The sequence below is a fragment of the Sphaerisporangium siamense genome, assembly GCF_014205275.1.
Taxonomy (GTDB): Bacteria; Actinomycetota; Actinomycetes; order Streptosporangiales; family Streptosporangiaceae; genus Sphaerisporangium; species Sphaerisporangium siamense.
In genome coordinates this window covers 964,522-978,452 of sequence record NZ_JACHND010000001.1, presented here as the reverse complement: position 1 = coordinate 978,452, position 13,931 = coordinate 964,522, and the positions used below count along the sequence as shown (strand labels likewise).

Here is a 13,931-nt window from a genome sequence, read left to right as displayed (position 1 = left end):
CCGGCATCGCCGGCCAAAGAAAGGTTCAGGCCGGTGGATCACTCCTCGGATGCGGCTGGCCGCGGGTTATCAGAGTCACCTGTGGAGTTCCCGTTAACGGGTGTGTGATCACCTCGGCTTCAACGCGATGGACCTCGGCGAGCGGCGCCGGGGCGAGCACCTCGCCGGGCGCGCCGAGGGCGACCACCGCGCCGCTCATGACGCGTGATCGGCATGTCCTGAGTCGCTCACAACGCCGGCGGTGCGGATACGCCGCGGCGGGGCCGTGACGTGGAGGGTGAGGATGCCAGGAAGATCGGCGAGGCCGGGACCGCCGGCGCGGATCCAGGCGGCGATGTCGTCGGCCGCCTCCGGCTGGTTGGCCAGGCCCAGCCACACCGGCCGCCCGCCCGCCTGCCGCCCCGCGGGTGAGGGCTGTACCACGATGACGTTCGCCTGGTCGCAGACGTCCAGGCAGTCGGTGACGCGCACCTCGGCGACCTCTGCCAGGCGCGCGACCTGCGCGTCGTGGTCAAGGCCGGGGACCCTGCGCGCGGTGCCGCAGCAGCAGCCCCGGCAGATGGCGATTCTCGTCATGCGCGCCCGCACCCTCTACCGGTGCGGTCGAGCGCATCGGGGCCTGGCCACGGCAGGGGATCTGGCCGGAGTACAAGGGTCCGTGAGGATCGGACCGCCGCCGTACCTCGATGGCGGGCAAACCCGACACGGGGACGCCCGCTTTTGCACCAGCGCGGATAAACGAAAGGGACATGCCGGACATGCGGCACGGCGATCACCGTTCCTCTCTTGGGGAGATCCGCCCCAATTCCGTGAGGAGGCGACCGCGTGAGTCTCCTGGCTCTCGGGTCGAAGCTCGCCCCGGCCTTCCCACCCCTCGGGGCAGTGGCGTTGTCGGGGTCCGCTCGCCGATCACAGTGGCGGGACCGCGCCGGATTCACACCGGCTTCCTCGTTCCGCCGTCGCCTTCGCGCCCATGGTCGCACAAGCCGCACCACCCGCAAAGGCACGGATATTCCGTGTCCGCTCACCGGGCCATCGAGCGTAGGCCGCGGGGTGCTCGGCGCGGCTCCGGGTCTCCCGGTGATCCGGCTCCAGGGCGGCGTAGTCATAGGGCACGTCCGGCCGCGGTGGAGCACGGGGCCACCTGGCGTGTGGTCTTGACCACGCCGGGAAGTCGTGCCTATTTTGCGAATGCCTCCCGCCTGTGAATCTCTTGCAAGGAGTTCGGGCTCATGAGGGGTGCTCGCCCTGTTGGTGTCTTCGCTGGTCCCGGCAAGGTGCGGGGTTCGGGCCGCGCCCCCAAGCGGCGCGGCCGGCGCGCCGGCCTACCACCTGATCGGCAGCGCCACCAACCGGAGATCCCTCTTCTGGTGCGTGCGCTGGGCATCAGCACGCCGGCCGCGCCGCACGACCTCAACCGGGCCGCCGCGTACCGCGACCGGCTCTCCCGCACGGACAGTGGCCCGATTCCGGCCTGCGGTCCACAAGAGGAGGTGCTGACCGTCGAGCGGATCTCCCGGGGGTACGGCGTGCGCGCCGTACCCCGCGCCCAGCTCGTCTTCGAGCTCAAGGAGGAGCGGTGATCGCCCGACTGCTGCGCCTGTCACCGTCCGTGCGCCGACGCCTGGCCGGGCTGGTCGGCCTGTTGCTGGCCATCACCGCGACCTACGTCGGCCAGGGTGTGCTGATCGCCCAATCCCTGGCCAGGATCTTCTCGGGCCAGGACGCGGCCTCGATCGTCTGGCCCGTCGCCGGGATCGTCGCCCTGCAACTCGTGCGCAGCTTGGCGCTCGCGGTACGGGAAGGCGTCGCGCTGCGGACATCGGCTCGGATCAAGAAGGAACTGCGGCGGCGGCTGACCGCCAAGCTGCTGATGCTCGGGCCCGGCTGGGCGCAACGCGGGCGGACCGGATCGACGCAGAGCTCACTGGTCGACGGGATCGAGACCGTGGACGCCTATGTCGGCAGATTCCTGCCGCAGATGGTCGCGGCCCTGGTCGGCGCCGTCGGAGTGACCGCGTTCCTGTTCGTGCTCGACCCGGTCATCGGTGTGGTCGTGCTGGCGTGCGCGGCGCTGATGCCGGTGCTGCCCCTGGTCTCGGATCGGGTGCTCAAGGAGCGCAACGACGCCTGGTTCCGCGGCTACAAAGGTCTGTACGCCGAGAACCTCGACGCCCTGCAGGGCATGGCGACGCTCAAGGCGTTCAACGCCAGCGGCCGGCGCGGCGCCGAGCTCGCGAGGCTGGCGGAGACGTTCTGCCGTGACTCCATCCGGCTGATGGCCATCGTCGTGCTCTACCTGGGAGGGGTGGCCTTCGTCATCGGGCTGGGCACGGCTGTGGCACTGGGCGTCGGCGCGATGCGACTGGTCGCGGGTGAGCTGACCGTGACCGAGCTGCTGCTGATCCTCATGCTCACCGCCGAGTGCTTCCGGCCGCTACGTGAACTGGAGTCGGCCTACCACTCCAGCTACAACGCGGTTCCCTCGCTGACCGCGGTCTTCGAGGTGCTGGACGCCCCGGTACAACCTCAGGGAACGCGTGTCCTCGAGCGCGCCGGGCCGCCGGCGGTGACCTTCGACGCGGTGACGCTCACCTACCGCGAGCGGGCCAAGCCCGCCCTCGACGACTTCTCCTTGGACATCGCGCCCGGTGAGCGTGTCGCTCTGGTCGGCCGATCGGGCGCGGGCAAGACCACGGTCGCCGCCCTGCTGCTGCGCTTCTTCGACACGATCGACGGCCGGATCACGATCGACGGCACCGAGATCCGGGACCTCCCCCTGGAAGAGTTGCGCTCGCTCATCGCCGTGGTGTCACAGGACACCTATCTCTTCCACGGCACGGTCCGGCACAACCTGACCCTGGCCAGACCCGACGCGGCCGACGCCGAGCTCGAGGCCGCCGTCCGCGCGGCCCGCGCGGAGTTCGTCCACGACCTGCCCCAGGGCCTTTCCACCGTCGTGGGTGAACGAGGGCTGAAGCTGTCGGGCGGCGAACGGCAACGCGTCGCCATCGCTCGCGCTCTGCTCAAGGACGCTCCGATCCTCGTGCTGGACGAGGCGACCTCCAGCGTGGACGCCGCCAACGAATCCGGCATCCAGCAGGCTCTGGACGCGCTGACCGGAGGCCGCACCACCCTGATGATCGCCCACCGGTTGTCCACCGTCCGCGACGCCGACCGGGTCATCGTCATGTCCGAGGGGCGGATCGTCGAAGTGGGCGACCACGCCGGCCTGCTCGACCGGGGCGGAGCTTACACCCGCCTGATCGCCGCCCAGGAAGGAGCCGCGTCATGATCCGCCGCCTGCTCCCGCTCGCCCGGTTGCTGGGCCCCCACCGGTGGCTGCTGATCGCGGCGATCCTCAGCGGCATCGCCCAGCACCTCGTGATCCTCGCCTCCGCGGGCGTCGGCGCGTGGGTGGTCAGCCAGGCCATCAACGGCGCCTCGCCCGCGGATCTGCGTGGTGGGCTGATCACACTCGGTGTCCTTCTTCCGCTGCTCGCCGTCACGCCGTGGCTGGAGTCCTACCTCGCCCATATGGCCGCCTTCCGGGTCCTGGCCGACGTGCGTGGCAGGGTCTATGGCGCCTTCGATCGCCTCGCGCCCGGCTACCTGCTCGAACGCCGCTCAGGCGACCTGGGCACCGCCGCGATCTCCGACGTCGAGCAACTCGAGCTGTGGTTCGCTCACACGCTCAGCCCGCTCGTCAGCGCGGTCACCGTCCCCGTCGCCGCGCTCACGGCTCTTGGTGTCTTCCATCCCGCGCTGGCCCTCGCGCTCACGCCCGCACTGCTCCTGCTGGCGCTCGTCCCCGCCCGGCTGCGCCGCGACGCCGAAGCCCAGGGCACCGAAGTGCGCGCCCGCCTCGGCGAGCTCAACGCCGAGGCCGTCGACACCCTCCAAGGCCTGCGCGAACTGATCACCTCGGGCGCCGGCGACCGTCAGCTCGACCGCATCGCCGAACAGGACGAGCGGCTGCTGGCCGCCAAGCTCGCCCACGGCCGCCGCTCGGGCCTGGAACACGCCGTCACCAACGCGTTCACCACTCTGGGCCTGCTCGCGGTCCTGATCACCGCGGCTCTGCTCGTCACCGCCGGAAGCCTCGACAGGACGTTGTTCCCCGTCGCCGTCGTGCTGGCCGCGACCACCTTCGCCCCCGTCATCGCCGTCACCGACGTCGCCCGCGACCTCAACCTCGTCATCGCCGCGGGGGACCGCATCATGACGATTCTGACCACCCCTGCTCCGGTGACCGACCGGGTCACCGCGCCGCCGTCCGGCCCCATCTCGCCGCACGTCGCCTTCTCCGGTGTGCGCTTCCGGTACGGCACGGCGCTGCCGGACGCGGTGAGCGACATTTCCTTCGACATCGCACCTGGCGAGACCGTCGCACTGGTCGGCCACTCCGGCGCGGGCAAGTCCACCTGCGCCAGCCTGCTCATGCGGCTGTGGGACGTGGACGCCGGATCGATCACCATCGGCGGCCACGACATCCGCGACTTCCCTCAAGACGATCTGCGCCGGCTCATCACCCTGGTGCCGCAGGACGTCTACCTGTTCAACATCCCGCTCATCGACAACATCCGCCTGGGCAGGCCCGAGGCGAGTCGCGAGGACGTCGTCGCCGCCGCGCGAGCCGCTCAGGCCGACGAGTTCATCGTCGGCCTTCCCGACGGCTACGACACCCTGCCGGGCGAGCTCGGCGCCCGTCTGTCCGGTGGCCAGCGTCAGCGCATCGCCATCGCGCGAGCCATCCTCAAGGACGCGCCGATCCTGATCATGGACGAGGCGGTCTCCAACCTCGACACCGAAAGCGAGCAGGAGGTCGCCGCGGCCATGGCCGGCGTGCGTCACAACCGCACCACCTTGGTCATCGCCCACCGCCTGTCGACCATCCTCACCGCCACCCGGATCGTCGTCCTGGAAGACGGCCGCGTGGCCGACGTGGGCACCCACCAGGAACTGATCGACCGGCCCGGCGTCTACACCACCCTGATGGCCTCCCAGCTCATCGGATCCGGACGGACATGAACCGGCAGCACGAACGCAGTGGTGCTCAGGAGTGTTCGAAGCCTTTGCCCGCTCGGTCGAGTGGGTCGGGGGCGAGGTCGAGGTAGGTGGCGCGGAGTTCGTCCCAGGCGGCCAGCCTGGTGAAGTCCGGTGGATGGAGGATCTGCTGGCGGTCGGTGAGGAAGGGGTTGGGCAGGAGCACGGTCATGAGCTGCTCGTCGAGGCCGTTGAACAGGCGTACGCCCCAGGAGACGGGGCTGCCGTCGTCGGCGTTGATGGAGCGGTAGAGCTCGGCGCGGGCGCAGCGGCGGATCCGCCCCAGCTCGGGGCCGCTGGCGGTGTGCTCGCCGATGCACAGGTGGAAGTGCCATCGGCCGAAGTCGACGGTGACGTACCCGTCGTACATGCCGATCCGCTCCGGCGCGTTGGGCGCGGCGACCTCCCAGGCGGCGCCCTGGATGATCACGCCGAACCAGATGTGCCGCCAATACTTCTCGAACAGGGTGGTGACCAGGGACAGAAGGGACTGCTCGTCGGTGGGCAGCGCCCAGACGTGCAGGGTGCCGGTGCCCTGTTCTTCGACGACGGTGTGACTCATGGCGCTCCTTCGGACTCTCGTATGACTTCTTCCCAGTGCTCGTGAAGGTCATCGGGACGGAGCCGGACGCAGTCGCCGCAGATCCCGCCACCGCACAGGCGGTAGTAGAGGCAGCAATTCCGGCGGGCGAAGAACAACTGGCCCGGCACAGGCTCGGCCATGCGGCCGGTGTCGCTCAGCAGCCCCATCTCCAACAGTTCCTGGCCCAGCGCGGCGGCCTTACCGGAGAGGGCCGGGCGGCGCAGCACCAGGATGCGCAGGGCGTTGGCCAGCGCGGAGGTCGAGTCGCCCCACAGGACGCGCGGCGAGACCCTCACGATCGTCTGGACCGTCGCCGCCAGAGGTTCCAGCACGTCGGTGACCACGGTGCGGTACAGCTCCGGAGCGAGACGAGCCGGGTCGGCGACCTGCCACCCGGTCAGGCGACCGGCGCGCAGGGGCAGCGGCCCTCCGGAGGCGGCCCGCCAGTGCAGACCTGGGGTCAGGTCGGCGACCATGTCGTGCGTCACGGCGATGCCGAGGGACGGTGACCACAGGCGGGCGGCCAGGTGCTGGAACAGCAGCGAGGCGACCGCACGGATGTCGGCGGTGGCGAACCGGGCGGCCAGTTCTGCGATCTTGTCCTTCAGGACGTCCGGGGTGGTGAACAGGTCGGTGAGGGGCCGCCACCCGGGCTCGACCGGGACGAGTTCGATGGCGAAGAACCCGCCGACGCCTGAGGTGTCGAGGACCGCGTGGCCGATCGCCTCACGGCCGGCAGGACGCAGTCCTGGCGGTGCCGCGGCGAGCTTGGCCGCCGGCTCGCGGCTCCAGGCGGCAAGCTCGGGCAGGGTCGCGAACCGGACGATCCCACCGTCGAAGGCGGCCTCGTAGCCCTGTTCGGTGTGTTCCACCGCCATGTCGACGGCTTGGTCCCCGGCCGTGCTCCAGCCCTCGCGCGCCAGCGCCCGTTCCACCAGCAGGCGCTGGACGCCGTCGGCGGTCACCCGCATCCTGCCGGCGGTGGTCACATGGAGGGCGAACACTCCGGCAGCCGGGTCGAAGGACAGGTCCTCGCCGTCGAAGGACGCGCCGACCACTCCCCGCAGGGTCAGTTCTTCCGGCGTCCCGGTGTGCAGACGGCCGTCCGGGTCGAGCAGCCAGATATGGTCGGCGACTCGCAGCGCCAGCTCCAGATCGTGCGTGGACACCACGATGGCGAGGTCCCTCTCGCGGGCGAGGCGGCGCAGCAGGCCCATGAGCGCGACCCGGGAGGTGACGTCGAGGAAGGCGGTCGGCTCGTCCAGAAGGATCGCCGACGGCTGCTGCGCCAGAGCTCGCGCCACCAGCACACGCTGGCGCTCACCGTCCGACAGCTCGGTCAGCGCCCGGCCTGCCAGATGCGACGCGCGGACCGAGGCCAGTGCCCACGCGACGATCTCGTGGTCGCGTGCCGACAGCCGTCCGATGAACCCGGTGTGGGGGTGACGGCCCAGCCCGGCCAGCTCTCGGGCGTTCAGCAGCGGGGGCAGGTCACGCTCCGTGAGTACGACGGCCATCAGGCGCGCGAGTTCGGCGGGAGGGATCGAGTCGACGGGGATGCCGTCCACGAGGACCCGGCCCGTCAACGGCGGCTGGATCGCGGCCATGGTGCGCAGGAGCGTGGACTTCCCGGTGCCGTTCGGGCCGATGAGCACGGTCAGCTCGCCGGGGGCGGCGGTGGCGTCCAGACCGGCGAGCACGCGCCGCTCGGGGCGCCCGCGCCGGGCCGGGTATCCGACGCAGAGAGCTCGCAGGCGCAGCCCTTCCGCCCGGTCGTGAACGCTCATCCTCACACCGCCAGTCCGGTGCGGGCCACGCGGCTGCGCACCAGCACGGCGATCACCACGGGTGCGCCGAGGATCGTGGCCACGGCGTTCAGCGGCAGCACGACGCCGCTGCCCGGCGCCTGGGTGGCCACGCAGCACATGAGCGCGGTCACCGCGCCGAGTAGTACCACGCCCGGCATCAGCACCCGGTGGTCGGCGGTGCCCAGCGCGAGCCTGGCCACGTGGGGGACCGCCAGGCCGAGAAAGGCGATGGGCCCGCAGTAGGCGGTCACGGCCCCGGCCAGCACCGACGAGGTCAGCAGGGTCAGGGTGCGCACCAGCCGGACCCGCACGCCCATGGTGCGCGCGTAGGTCTCACCCAGCAGCAAGGCGTTGAGCGGCTTGACCCCGGCCAGTGCGCCGCCCAGCGCGGCGGCGCACACCGGGCCGAACACCGCCAGGTCGGCCCAGGTGGGGCCCGCGAAGCTGCCGAGCCCCCAGCTGATGAACTGCTGGGCACGTTGCGGGTCGGTGTAGACCAGCAGCAGCGTGATGACCGAGGTCGCGGCCGAGCCGACCATCACGCCGATCACCAGCAGCGTCACCACCGACCACACGCGCCGCGACAATGCCAGCACCAGGCCCAGCACGGCCGCGGCGCCACCGGAGGCGGCCACCACGACCCCGGCGCGGCCCAGCCCCGCGACGCCGGCGGTGAAGGTGCCCGCGACCCCGCCCCAGCCGGCGATGACCAAGGCCACCCCGAGGCTCGCCCCTGAACTGACCCCGAGGATGTACGGCTCGGCCAGCGGATTGCGGAACAACGTCTGCATCTGCGCTCCAGCGGCGGCCAGCGCCGCTCCGGCGAGCGCGGCGGTGATCGCACGCGGCAGCCGCACCGTCCAGATGATCTCCTGGACGCCGGGGAGGGCCGTGGCGTCGTGGATCAGGGCGCGCAGCGCGTCATCCAGCGGGATCCAGGTCGAGCCGAGCGCGACGGCCAGCGTGAACGCGATCGGCACCGCCACCGCCATGGCCGACAGCACGACCCTGTGGCGGCGATACCCCGTGGGAACGGCCGCCGCCGTCACCGCGGTCATTTCGCCAGCTTCCGGTAGAAGGTGAAGGCATGGCCGGGGGCGATCTCCGGGTGCAGGATCGCGACCAGATCACCCAGGATCAGGTCGGGGCGGGCGACCCCGCGCTCGTAGAAGTCGTTGCCGCCGCCGGGACCGATCACCTTGTTGGCCGACCACACCTCCCCGGCGGTGAAGGCGGCGAACCGGGCGTATCGGCTGTCGGCCTTGCGTACGTCCGCCAAGGTCCTCCACTCGTCGGCGGTGGCCAGCCATACCTTCGCGCCCCGGGCCTTGGACAGCACCGCCTCCAGGTCCAGTGTCGTGCTACCGGCGCCCGGGGTGCCCGCCCAAGCGTGGGTTCCCCCCGCGTCCTTGACCAGCGCCGAGACGTAGCTGCCACCGCCGGGCATCGACCACTGGCCCTGGTACATCTGGCCCAGCAGCACGTTGACCGGGGCCGCGCCCTTCGCCTTCGCGGCCAGTGCGGCATAGTCGGCTTCGACCCTGCCGAACACCTCGCCGGCCCTGGCCTCCGTCCCGGTGAGCGCGGCCACCAGTTTGATCCATTCCGCACGCCCCAGCGCGGTGGACTCCAGCCACTCGGCGTTGGCGACGACCTTGATCCCGGCCTGCCGCAGGCTGCCGTACACCTTGTCCTCGATGCCGCCGGTCATCAGCACGTCCGGCCGGGCGGCGACGACCTTCTCGGTATCGATCTCCCGCCCGGCGGCGTACTCGGTGACGGCCCCCGCTCCGACACGGGCCAGCACCTGGGCGGAGGAGATGTACCCGGCAGAGGCGACGCCCGTGAGCCGGTCCAGCACGCCCAGTTCGGTGAGGAACGGCAGGTGCGTGGTGGAGGCGGAGAACAGCGTCCGGATCGGTGTCTCGACCACGATCGCGCCCGCCGGCGCAACGGCCGGCCCGGGTGCCGGGGTGCCGCAGCGCACCAGCACGTAGGTCTCGGGCTTCGCCTGCGGAGAAGGCTGCTCGACGGTGACGATCTGGTAGTTCTTGGCGTAGGTCAGCGTGAAATTGGTCGCGTGCCTCAGCGTCTGCTTGACCGGAAAATAGTCCTTTCCCGGATCGTAGGAGGTGACGCAGCGGCCGTCAGAGGGCGCCGTGCGCGACGGGGCCGCGGTGGATTCGGAAATCGCGCAGGCGGTGGCGAGGACGAGGACGGTGATCAGCGTGCCGCCGATCGGGCGGGGAAGGCCCATTGACGTTCTCCTGGCGACTGGCCCCGATGACCATTCCGCGACGGCGATCGGAGCGGGCGGAAAATCGGATCACCAGGAGAGACCCGAATGCCGGGCTTGAAAAGGCGGCGTAGCTGGATTTGGGCACGACAACCACCATCCTCTTCTGGGGAGATCCGCCCCAAATTTTTTGAGGAGGCGACGGCGTGAGTATTCTGACTCTCGGTTCGCGCCTTGCCTGCCCGCTCCGCATCCGGGCATGGTGTGATGGACGCGCTCGCCGATCACAGTGGCGGGACCGTACCGGATTCTCACCGGTTTCCTCGATCCGCTGCCGCCTTTCCCGTCATGGTCGCATGGATACGCCAACCTATAAAGAGTATCTTTACGGGAAATACCGTGAACCATCGTTGTATGGCGAGATGTCAGGAATGTGAAGTTCACACCGCGTTAGCCAGGGGTGGCGCGAATCTTCCGTAACGCGGAGGAGCCGCCGTGACCGTGCCGGTCACCCTATGGCGATCACTCCGCGGACCTTCACCTCTCGTCGGCGGCCCCGTCGTCGCGGGTCTGGCCGCCGGGGGAAATCTGCCCCGGGTGTGGACTTAGTAGGACGTCCAACTATATTTTCAGCAGGAAGCACGCGCCCGCGACCCTGGTGATCCGACTGTGACGGCGGCCACAAAACCCTGACCCCGTGCACGCTCACGCACGCCCATGTCGCGTGCCCATCCTCGGATCTCCTTGGCGCTTCGTCACCGACACCGGGTTCGCCGTGGCCAACCGTGCCTTGCAGCTCCACGGCGGATGCGGCTACCTCACCGAGTACGGCATCGGGAAGATCTGCGCGGTCTGCGGGTTCACCAGATCCTCGAAGGGACAAATGAGATCATGCACGTCATCGTCGCCCGCGGACTGACCGGGGCCGCCTGATGGACATCGAGACCACCCGCTCTGGCGGGCTCAGGCAGGTTCTGCTCAACCGGCCGAAGGCGCTCAATGCCCTCACCCACGAGATGGTCCGTGACCTCGACGCCGCGCTGCACGCGTGGGAGGACGACGACGCGGTCGAGGCCGTGCTCATCAGCGGCGCCGGTGAGCGCGGCCTGTGCGCCGGGGGAGACATCCGCGCCATCTACCACGACATCCCGCGGGGCGGCGCCGCCACGGCAGCGTTCTGGCGCGACGAGTACCGTCTCAACGCCCACATCGCCCGGTACGGCAAGCCGTACGTGGCGCTGATGGACGGCCTCGTCATGGGCGGCGGCGTCGGGGTGTCGGCGCACGGCGGCGTCCGCGTGGTCACCGAGCGCACCAGGCTGGCCATGCCCGAGACCGCGATCGGCCTGGCTCCCGACGTGGGCGGGACATATCTGCTCTCGCGCGCTCCGGGCGAGATCGGCCTGCACCTGGCGCTGACCGGGGCCTCCATCGGGGCCGGCGACGCGATCGCATGCGGCCTGGCCGATCACTTCGTCCTCTCCGCCGACCTGTCCGTCTTCCGGCAGGCCATAGTGGAGCGCGGGGTGGCCGAGGCACTGGAGACCTACGCGCGGACCGCTCCGGAGGGGACGCTGGAGGCGCAGCGCGCCTGGATCGACGTCTGCTACGCGGCCGAGAACGTGGCGCAGATCGTGGAACACCTGCTGGAGATCGGCGACAGCGTGGCCAAGGAGGCGGCCGAGCAGATCGCCGGCCGGTCGCCGACGGCGCTCAAGGTCACCCTCGCGGCGGTTCGCCGGGCGGGGCTCCTCGGTTCGCTGGAGGAGGTGCTCGACCAGGAGTACCGCGTGTCGTGCCGGGCCCTGCGTCACCCGGACCTGCGCGAGGGCATCCGCGCCCAGGTCATCGACAAGGACCGGACACCGCGCTGGGCGGTCGCCGCCTCACCCGAGGAGGTCGAGGCGTTCTTCGCCCCGCTGGGCGACGGAGAGCCGGGACTGTTCTGAAGATCGCCTTCATCGGCCTGGGCGACATGGGCGCCCCCCCATGGCCACCAACCTGGTCAAGAACGGCCATATCGTCCCGACCCGTCAGGCGTACTGGCGCCTCATGATCAGGCAGGTGGGGGACACGAGGGTGACGCTGTGCCAGCCTCTGGCGCGGTAGAGGCCGAGCGCTTCGGTGGCGGCGACGTGGGTGGCGAGCCAGCGCGGGCCGGGGCCCGCGGCGGCGAGGACGGTGTCGTGCAGCGCGGCGCCGAGGCCGGTGCCGCGTGCCTGGGGAAGGACGGCGAGTTCTTTGAGCGTGAAGTCGCCGGTGGGGAGGCGGTGGGCGAGCGTGGCCAGGCGTGAGCAGCGGATGCCGTAGGCGAAGCCGTACAGGTTCTCGCCGTGCAGGGCCATCGCGAGCACGAAGCCGGGGCGGTGGCTGTCGGCGAGCATGCGGGCGGCCAGGGCGCGGGCGGTGGTGGACGCCTCGGACCAGGGTGGCCTGCCGAACACCTCCCCGGCGACGTCGGCCACGCTCGTCAGGTGCCGGTATAAGGCGGCGGGCTCGACCAGGCGGACGAGGCCGTTGGCGGCGCCCGTCCGGGGCACGGGCGAGGTGCGGGTCCGGACGGGCGCGGTGTCCACGGGCGCTCAGGCGTTGCGGGCGGCGTCGAAGCGGGCGGTGACGTCGGTCCAGTTGATCAGCGACCAGAGTTTCTGGACGTAGTCGGGGCGCACGTTGCGGTACTGCAGGTAGTAGGCGTGCTCCCAGGCGTCGAAGACCAGCAGCGGGGTGGTGCCGGCGCCGACGTTGCCGTGGTGGTCGTAGACCTGTTCGATGATCAGACGGCGGCCGAGGGGTTCCCAGGCCAGCACGCCCCAGCCGGAGCCCTGAACGGTCGCGGTGGCGGTGGTGAGCTGCTTCTGGAACGCCTCGAAGGTGCCGAAGTGCTCCGTGATGGCCTCGGCGAGCGCGCCGTCGGGGCGGTCGCCGCCGTCGGGAGAGAGATTCTGCCAGAAGATCGAGTGCAGGACGTGCCCGGAGAGGTTGAACGCGAAGGTCTTCTCCAGCCCCACCAGCCCGCCGAACTCGCCCTTGTCGCGGGCCTCGGCCAGGCGTTCCAGGGTGTCGTTGGCGCCCTTGACGTAGGCCGCGTGGTGCTTGGCGTGGTGCAGCTCCAGGATCTCCCCGGTGATCGCCGGCTCCAGCGCCGCGTAGTCGTAGGGCATATCGGGAAGCGAGTACTCGCCCATCGGTCTCTCCTCAGCTTCGATCGTCCTGCTATTGCACATAACTCGCAACTACATTAGTAGGGCAGGTGGGTGTATCGCCAAAGAGGGCCTTGGTGTCTCCTGAGCGTCTGTACGCGCCGGTCGGTGTCCTGGTCAGGGATGAGGCGTCCGATCGCGTGCTCTGTCATCTGTGGGCGACGCCGGCCGGTGCTCCAGGATCGGCCTGACCATCGCCGAGGGCGCGGCCCGCGTCGGCGCGGCCGTCTTGCATCTGCGGCCAGCGCGTCGACTTCAGGACCGTAGGGCTCGGCTCACGTGCGTGTACGGCAGTCACGGCAGCGACATCTCGATCGCTGGTTCCTTCCCGTGAGAGGCACGCGGCACGGCTCCGGCCGCTCTGCGAGAATGCGAGCGAATTGCTATTGCAAATTCTGTGCAACTAGCTGCTATGTGAGGACTTTCGCGTGGACGCTCACAATCACGGCACCGTGCTGCCGATCCGCCTTGTCGGCGACCCCGTGCTGCACCGCCCGTGCCGGCCGGTGACCGCCTTCGACGACTCGCTCGCCCGCCTGGTCGAGGACATGTTCGCCAGCGTGTACGCGGCCGAGGGCGTCGGGCTCGCGGCGAATCAGATCGGTGTCGACCTTCAGGTCTTCGTCTACCACTGCCCGGACGGTGACAACGAGTTCCAGAAGGGCGTAGTGGTCAATCCGACTCTCGTCATGCCCGACGCCGGAAACCGCCGCCTGGACGTGCACGATGAGGGGTGCCTGTCGGTGCCAGGGCAGCGGGCATCGCTCGCCAGGCCCGACCGGGCCGTGGCGCACGGTTATGACGTCCACGGCGCCCCGATCACCGTCCTCGGCACCGGCGTGCTGGCCCGCTGCCTGCAACACGAGACCGACCACCTGGAGGGGCGGCTCTATATCGACCGGCTCCCGGCCGACCGGCGCCGACAGGTGCTCGACGCCTACGAACAAGTGGCGGGAACCCCTGTAAGGACCCCGGAGAGCTGATCCCCGGAGTTGATCTCCCTTTTGTGACGGCCTCACCAACCCGATGCGCCGTCCAAGGCTGACAGCCGCTCGCAC

At 70.3% G+C, this 13,931-nt stretch carries 12 protein-coding genes and 2 riboswitches; of the genes, 5 read left to right on the top strand and 7 right to left on the bottom strand.

Features of this window, described 5'->3' with window-relative positions:
* Window positions 1-195 precede the first annotated feature (195 nt).
* Window positions 196-576 carry a (2Fe-2S) ferredoxin domain-containing protein gene (locus tag BJ982_RS04530; protein WP_184876829.1) on the bottom strand — a complete coding sequence of 127 codons (381 nt, stop codon included), beginning with the start codon at window positions 574-576 and terminating at the stop codon, window positions 196-198.
* 233 nt (window positions 577-809) lie between these two features.
* Window positions 810-1,014, bottom strand: a riboswitch (cobalamin riboswitch).
* Between the two features lie 356 nt (window positions 1,015-1,370).
* Between BJ982_RS04530 and BJ982_RS04525 the strand changes: the two genes are divergently transcribed.
* From BJ982_RS04525 to BJ982_RS04515, 3 genes are read left to right on the top strand one after another with little or no spacing between them, the layout of a single operon-like run.
* Window positions 1,371-1,583, top strand: coding sequence for a hypothetical protein (locus BJ982_RS04525; RefSeq protein ID WP_184876827.1), 213 nt, complete (start codon window positions 1,371-1,373; stop codon window positions 1,581-1,583).
* Complete coding sequence (locus BJ982_RS04520) at window positions 1,580-3,295, top strand: ABC transporter ATP-binding protein/permease (protein ID WP_184876825.1); 1,716 nt, start codon at window positions 1,580-1,582, stop codon at window positions 3,293-3,295. The genes BJ982_RS04525 and BJ982_RS04520 overlap by 4 nt, the downstream gene beginning before the upstream one ends.
* On the top strand, window positions 3,292-5,031 hold the full coding sequence (locus BJ982_RS04515; RefSeq protein WP_184876824.1) for an ABC transporter ATP-binding protein: 1,740 nt from the start codon (window positions 3,292-3,294) through the stop codon (window positions 5,029-5,031). The genes BJ982_RS04520 and BJ982_RS04515 overlap by 4 nt, the downstream gene beginning before the upstream one ends.
* A 25-nt stretch (window positions 5,032-5,056) precedes the next feature.
* Here BJ982_RS04515 and BJ982_RS04510 read toward each other — a convergent pair whose 3' ends face one another.
* From BJ982_RS04510 to BJ982_RS04495, 4 genes are read right to left on the bottom strand one after another with little or no spacing between them, the layout of a single operon-like run.
* Entirely contained in the window at window positions 5,057-5,608 is a 552-nt protein-coding gene (locus BJ982_RS04510; RefSeq protein ID WP_184876822.1) for a DUF7676 family protein, read from the bottom strand.
* Window positions 5,605-7,416, bottom strand: coding sequence for an ATP-binding cassette domain-containing protein (locus BJ982_RS04505; RefSeq protein ID WP_184876820.1), 1,812 nt, complete (start codon window positions 7,414-7,416; stop codon window positions 5,605-5,607). Before BJ982_RS04505 ends, BJ982_RS04510 begins: the two co-directional genes overlap by 4 nt.
* Window positions 7,417-7,418: 2 nt before the next feature.
* On the bottom strand, window positions 7,419-8,495 hold the full coding sequence (locus BJ982_RS04500) for an iron chelate uptake ABC transporter family permease subunit (protein WP_184876818.1): 1,077 nt from the start codon (window positions 8,493-8,495) through the stop codon (window positions 7,419-7,421).
* Window positions 8,492-9,694: an ABC transporter substrate-binding protein gene (locus BJ982_RS04495; RefSeq protein ID WP_184876816.1), complete on the bottom strand. Its 1,203-nt coding sequence runs from the start codon at window positions 9,692-9,694 to the stop codon at window positions 8,492-8,494. The genes BJ982_RS04500 and BJ982_RS04495 overlap by 4 nt, the downstream gene beginning before the upstream one ends.
* 167 nt (window positions 9,695-9,861) lie before the next feature.
* Window positions 9,862-10,056: riboswitch (cobalamin riboswitch) on the bottom strand.
* Between the two features lie 549 nt (window positions 10,057-10,605).
* Here BJ982_RS04495 and BJ982_RS04485 point away from each other — a divergent pair.
* On the top strand, window positions 10,606-11,622 hold the full coding sequence (locus tag BJ982_RS04485; RefSeq protein ID WP_184876814.1) for an enoyl-CoA hydratase/isomerase family protein: 1,017 nt from the start codon (window positions 10,606-10,608) through the stop codon (window positions 11,620-11,622).
* Between the two features lie 84 nt (window positions 11,623-11,706).
* On the opposite strand, the gene BJ982_RS04480 is transcribed toward BJ982_RS04485, so the two are convergent.
* Together BJ982_RS04480 and BJ982_RS04475 are read right to left on the bottom strand one after the other, a co-directional pair.
* Entirely contained in the window at window positions 11,707-12,249 is a 543-nt protein-coding gene (locus BJ982_RS04480; protein WP_184876812.1) for a GNAT family N-acetyltransferase, read from the bottom strand.
* Between the two features lie 6 nt (window positions 12,250-12,255).
* Entirely contained in the window at window positions 12,256-12,858 is a 603-nt protein-coding gene (locus BJ982_RS04475; protein ID WP_184876810.1) for a superoxide dismutase, read from the bottom strand.
* A gap of 443 nt (window positions 12,859-13,301) precedes the next feature.
* On the opposite strand from BJ982_RS04475, the gene def reads away from it, so the two are divergent.
* Window positions 13,302-13,856 carry a peptide deformylase gene (gene def, locus BJ982_RS04470; RefSeq protein ID WP_184876808.1) on the top strand — a complete coding sequence of 185 codons (555 nt, stop codon included), beginning with the start codon at window positions 13,302-13,304 and terminating at the stop codon, window positions 13,854-13,856.
* The last annotated feature ends 75 nt before the right edge of the window (window positions 13,857-13,931 follow it).

Bases quoted from the DNA above. Each gene is read 5' to 3' on its own strand.
- BJ982_RS04530 (WP_184876829.1), bottom strand. From the start codon at position 576: ATGACGAGAATCGCCATCTGCCGGGGCTGCTGCTGCGGCACCGCGCGC.
- BJ982_RS04475 (WP_184876810.1), bottom strand. From the start codon at position 12,858: ATGGGCGAGTACTCGCTTCCCGATATGCCCTACGACTACGCGGCGCTG.
- BJ982_RS04495 (WP_184876816.1), bottom strand. From the start codon at position 9,694: ATGGGCCTTCCCCGCCCGATCGGCGGCACGCTGATCACCGTCCTCGTC.
- BJ982_RS04505 (WP_184876820.1), bottom strand. From the start codon at position 7,416: ATGAGCGTTCACGACCGGGCGGAAGGGCTGCGCCTGCGAGCTCTCTGC.
- BJ982_RS04500 (WP_184876818.1), bottom strand. From the start codon at position 8,495: ATGACCGCGGTGACGGCGGCGGCCGTTCCCACGGGGTATCGCCGCCAC.
- BJ982_RS04485 (WP_184876814.1), top strand. From the start codon at position 10,606: ATGGACATCGAGACCACCCGCTCTGGCGGGCTCAGGCAGGTTCTGCTC.
- BJ982_RS04515 (WP_184876824.1), top strand. From the start codon at position 3,292: ATGATCCGCCGCCTGCTCCCGCTCGCCCGGTTGCTGGGCCCCCACCGG.
- BJ982_RS04510 (WP_184876822.1), bottom strand. From the start codon at position 5,608: ATGAGTCACACCGTCGTCGAAGAACAGGGCACCGGCACCCTGCACGTC.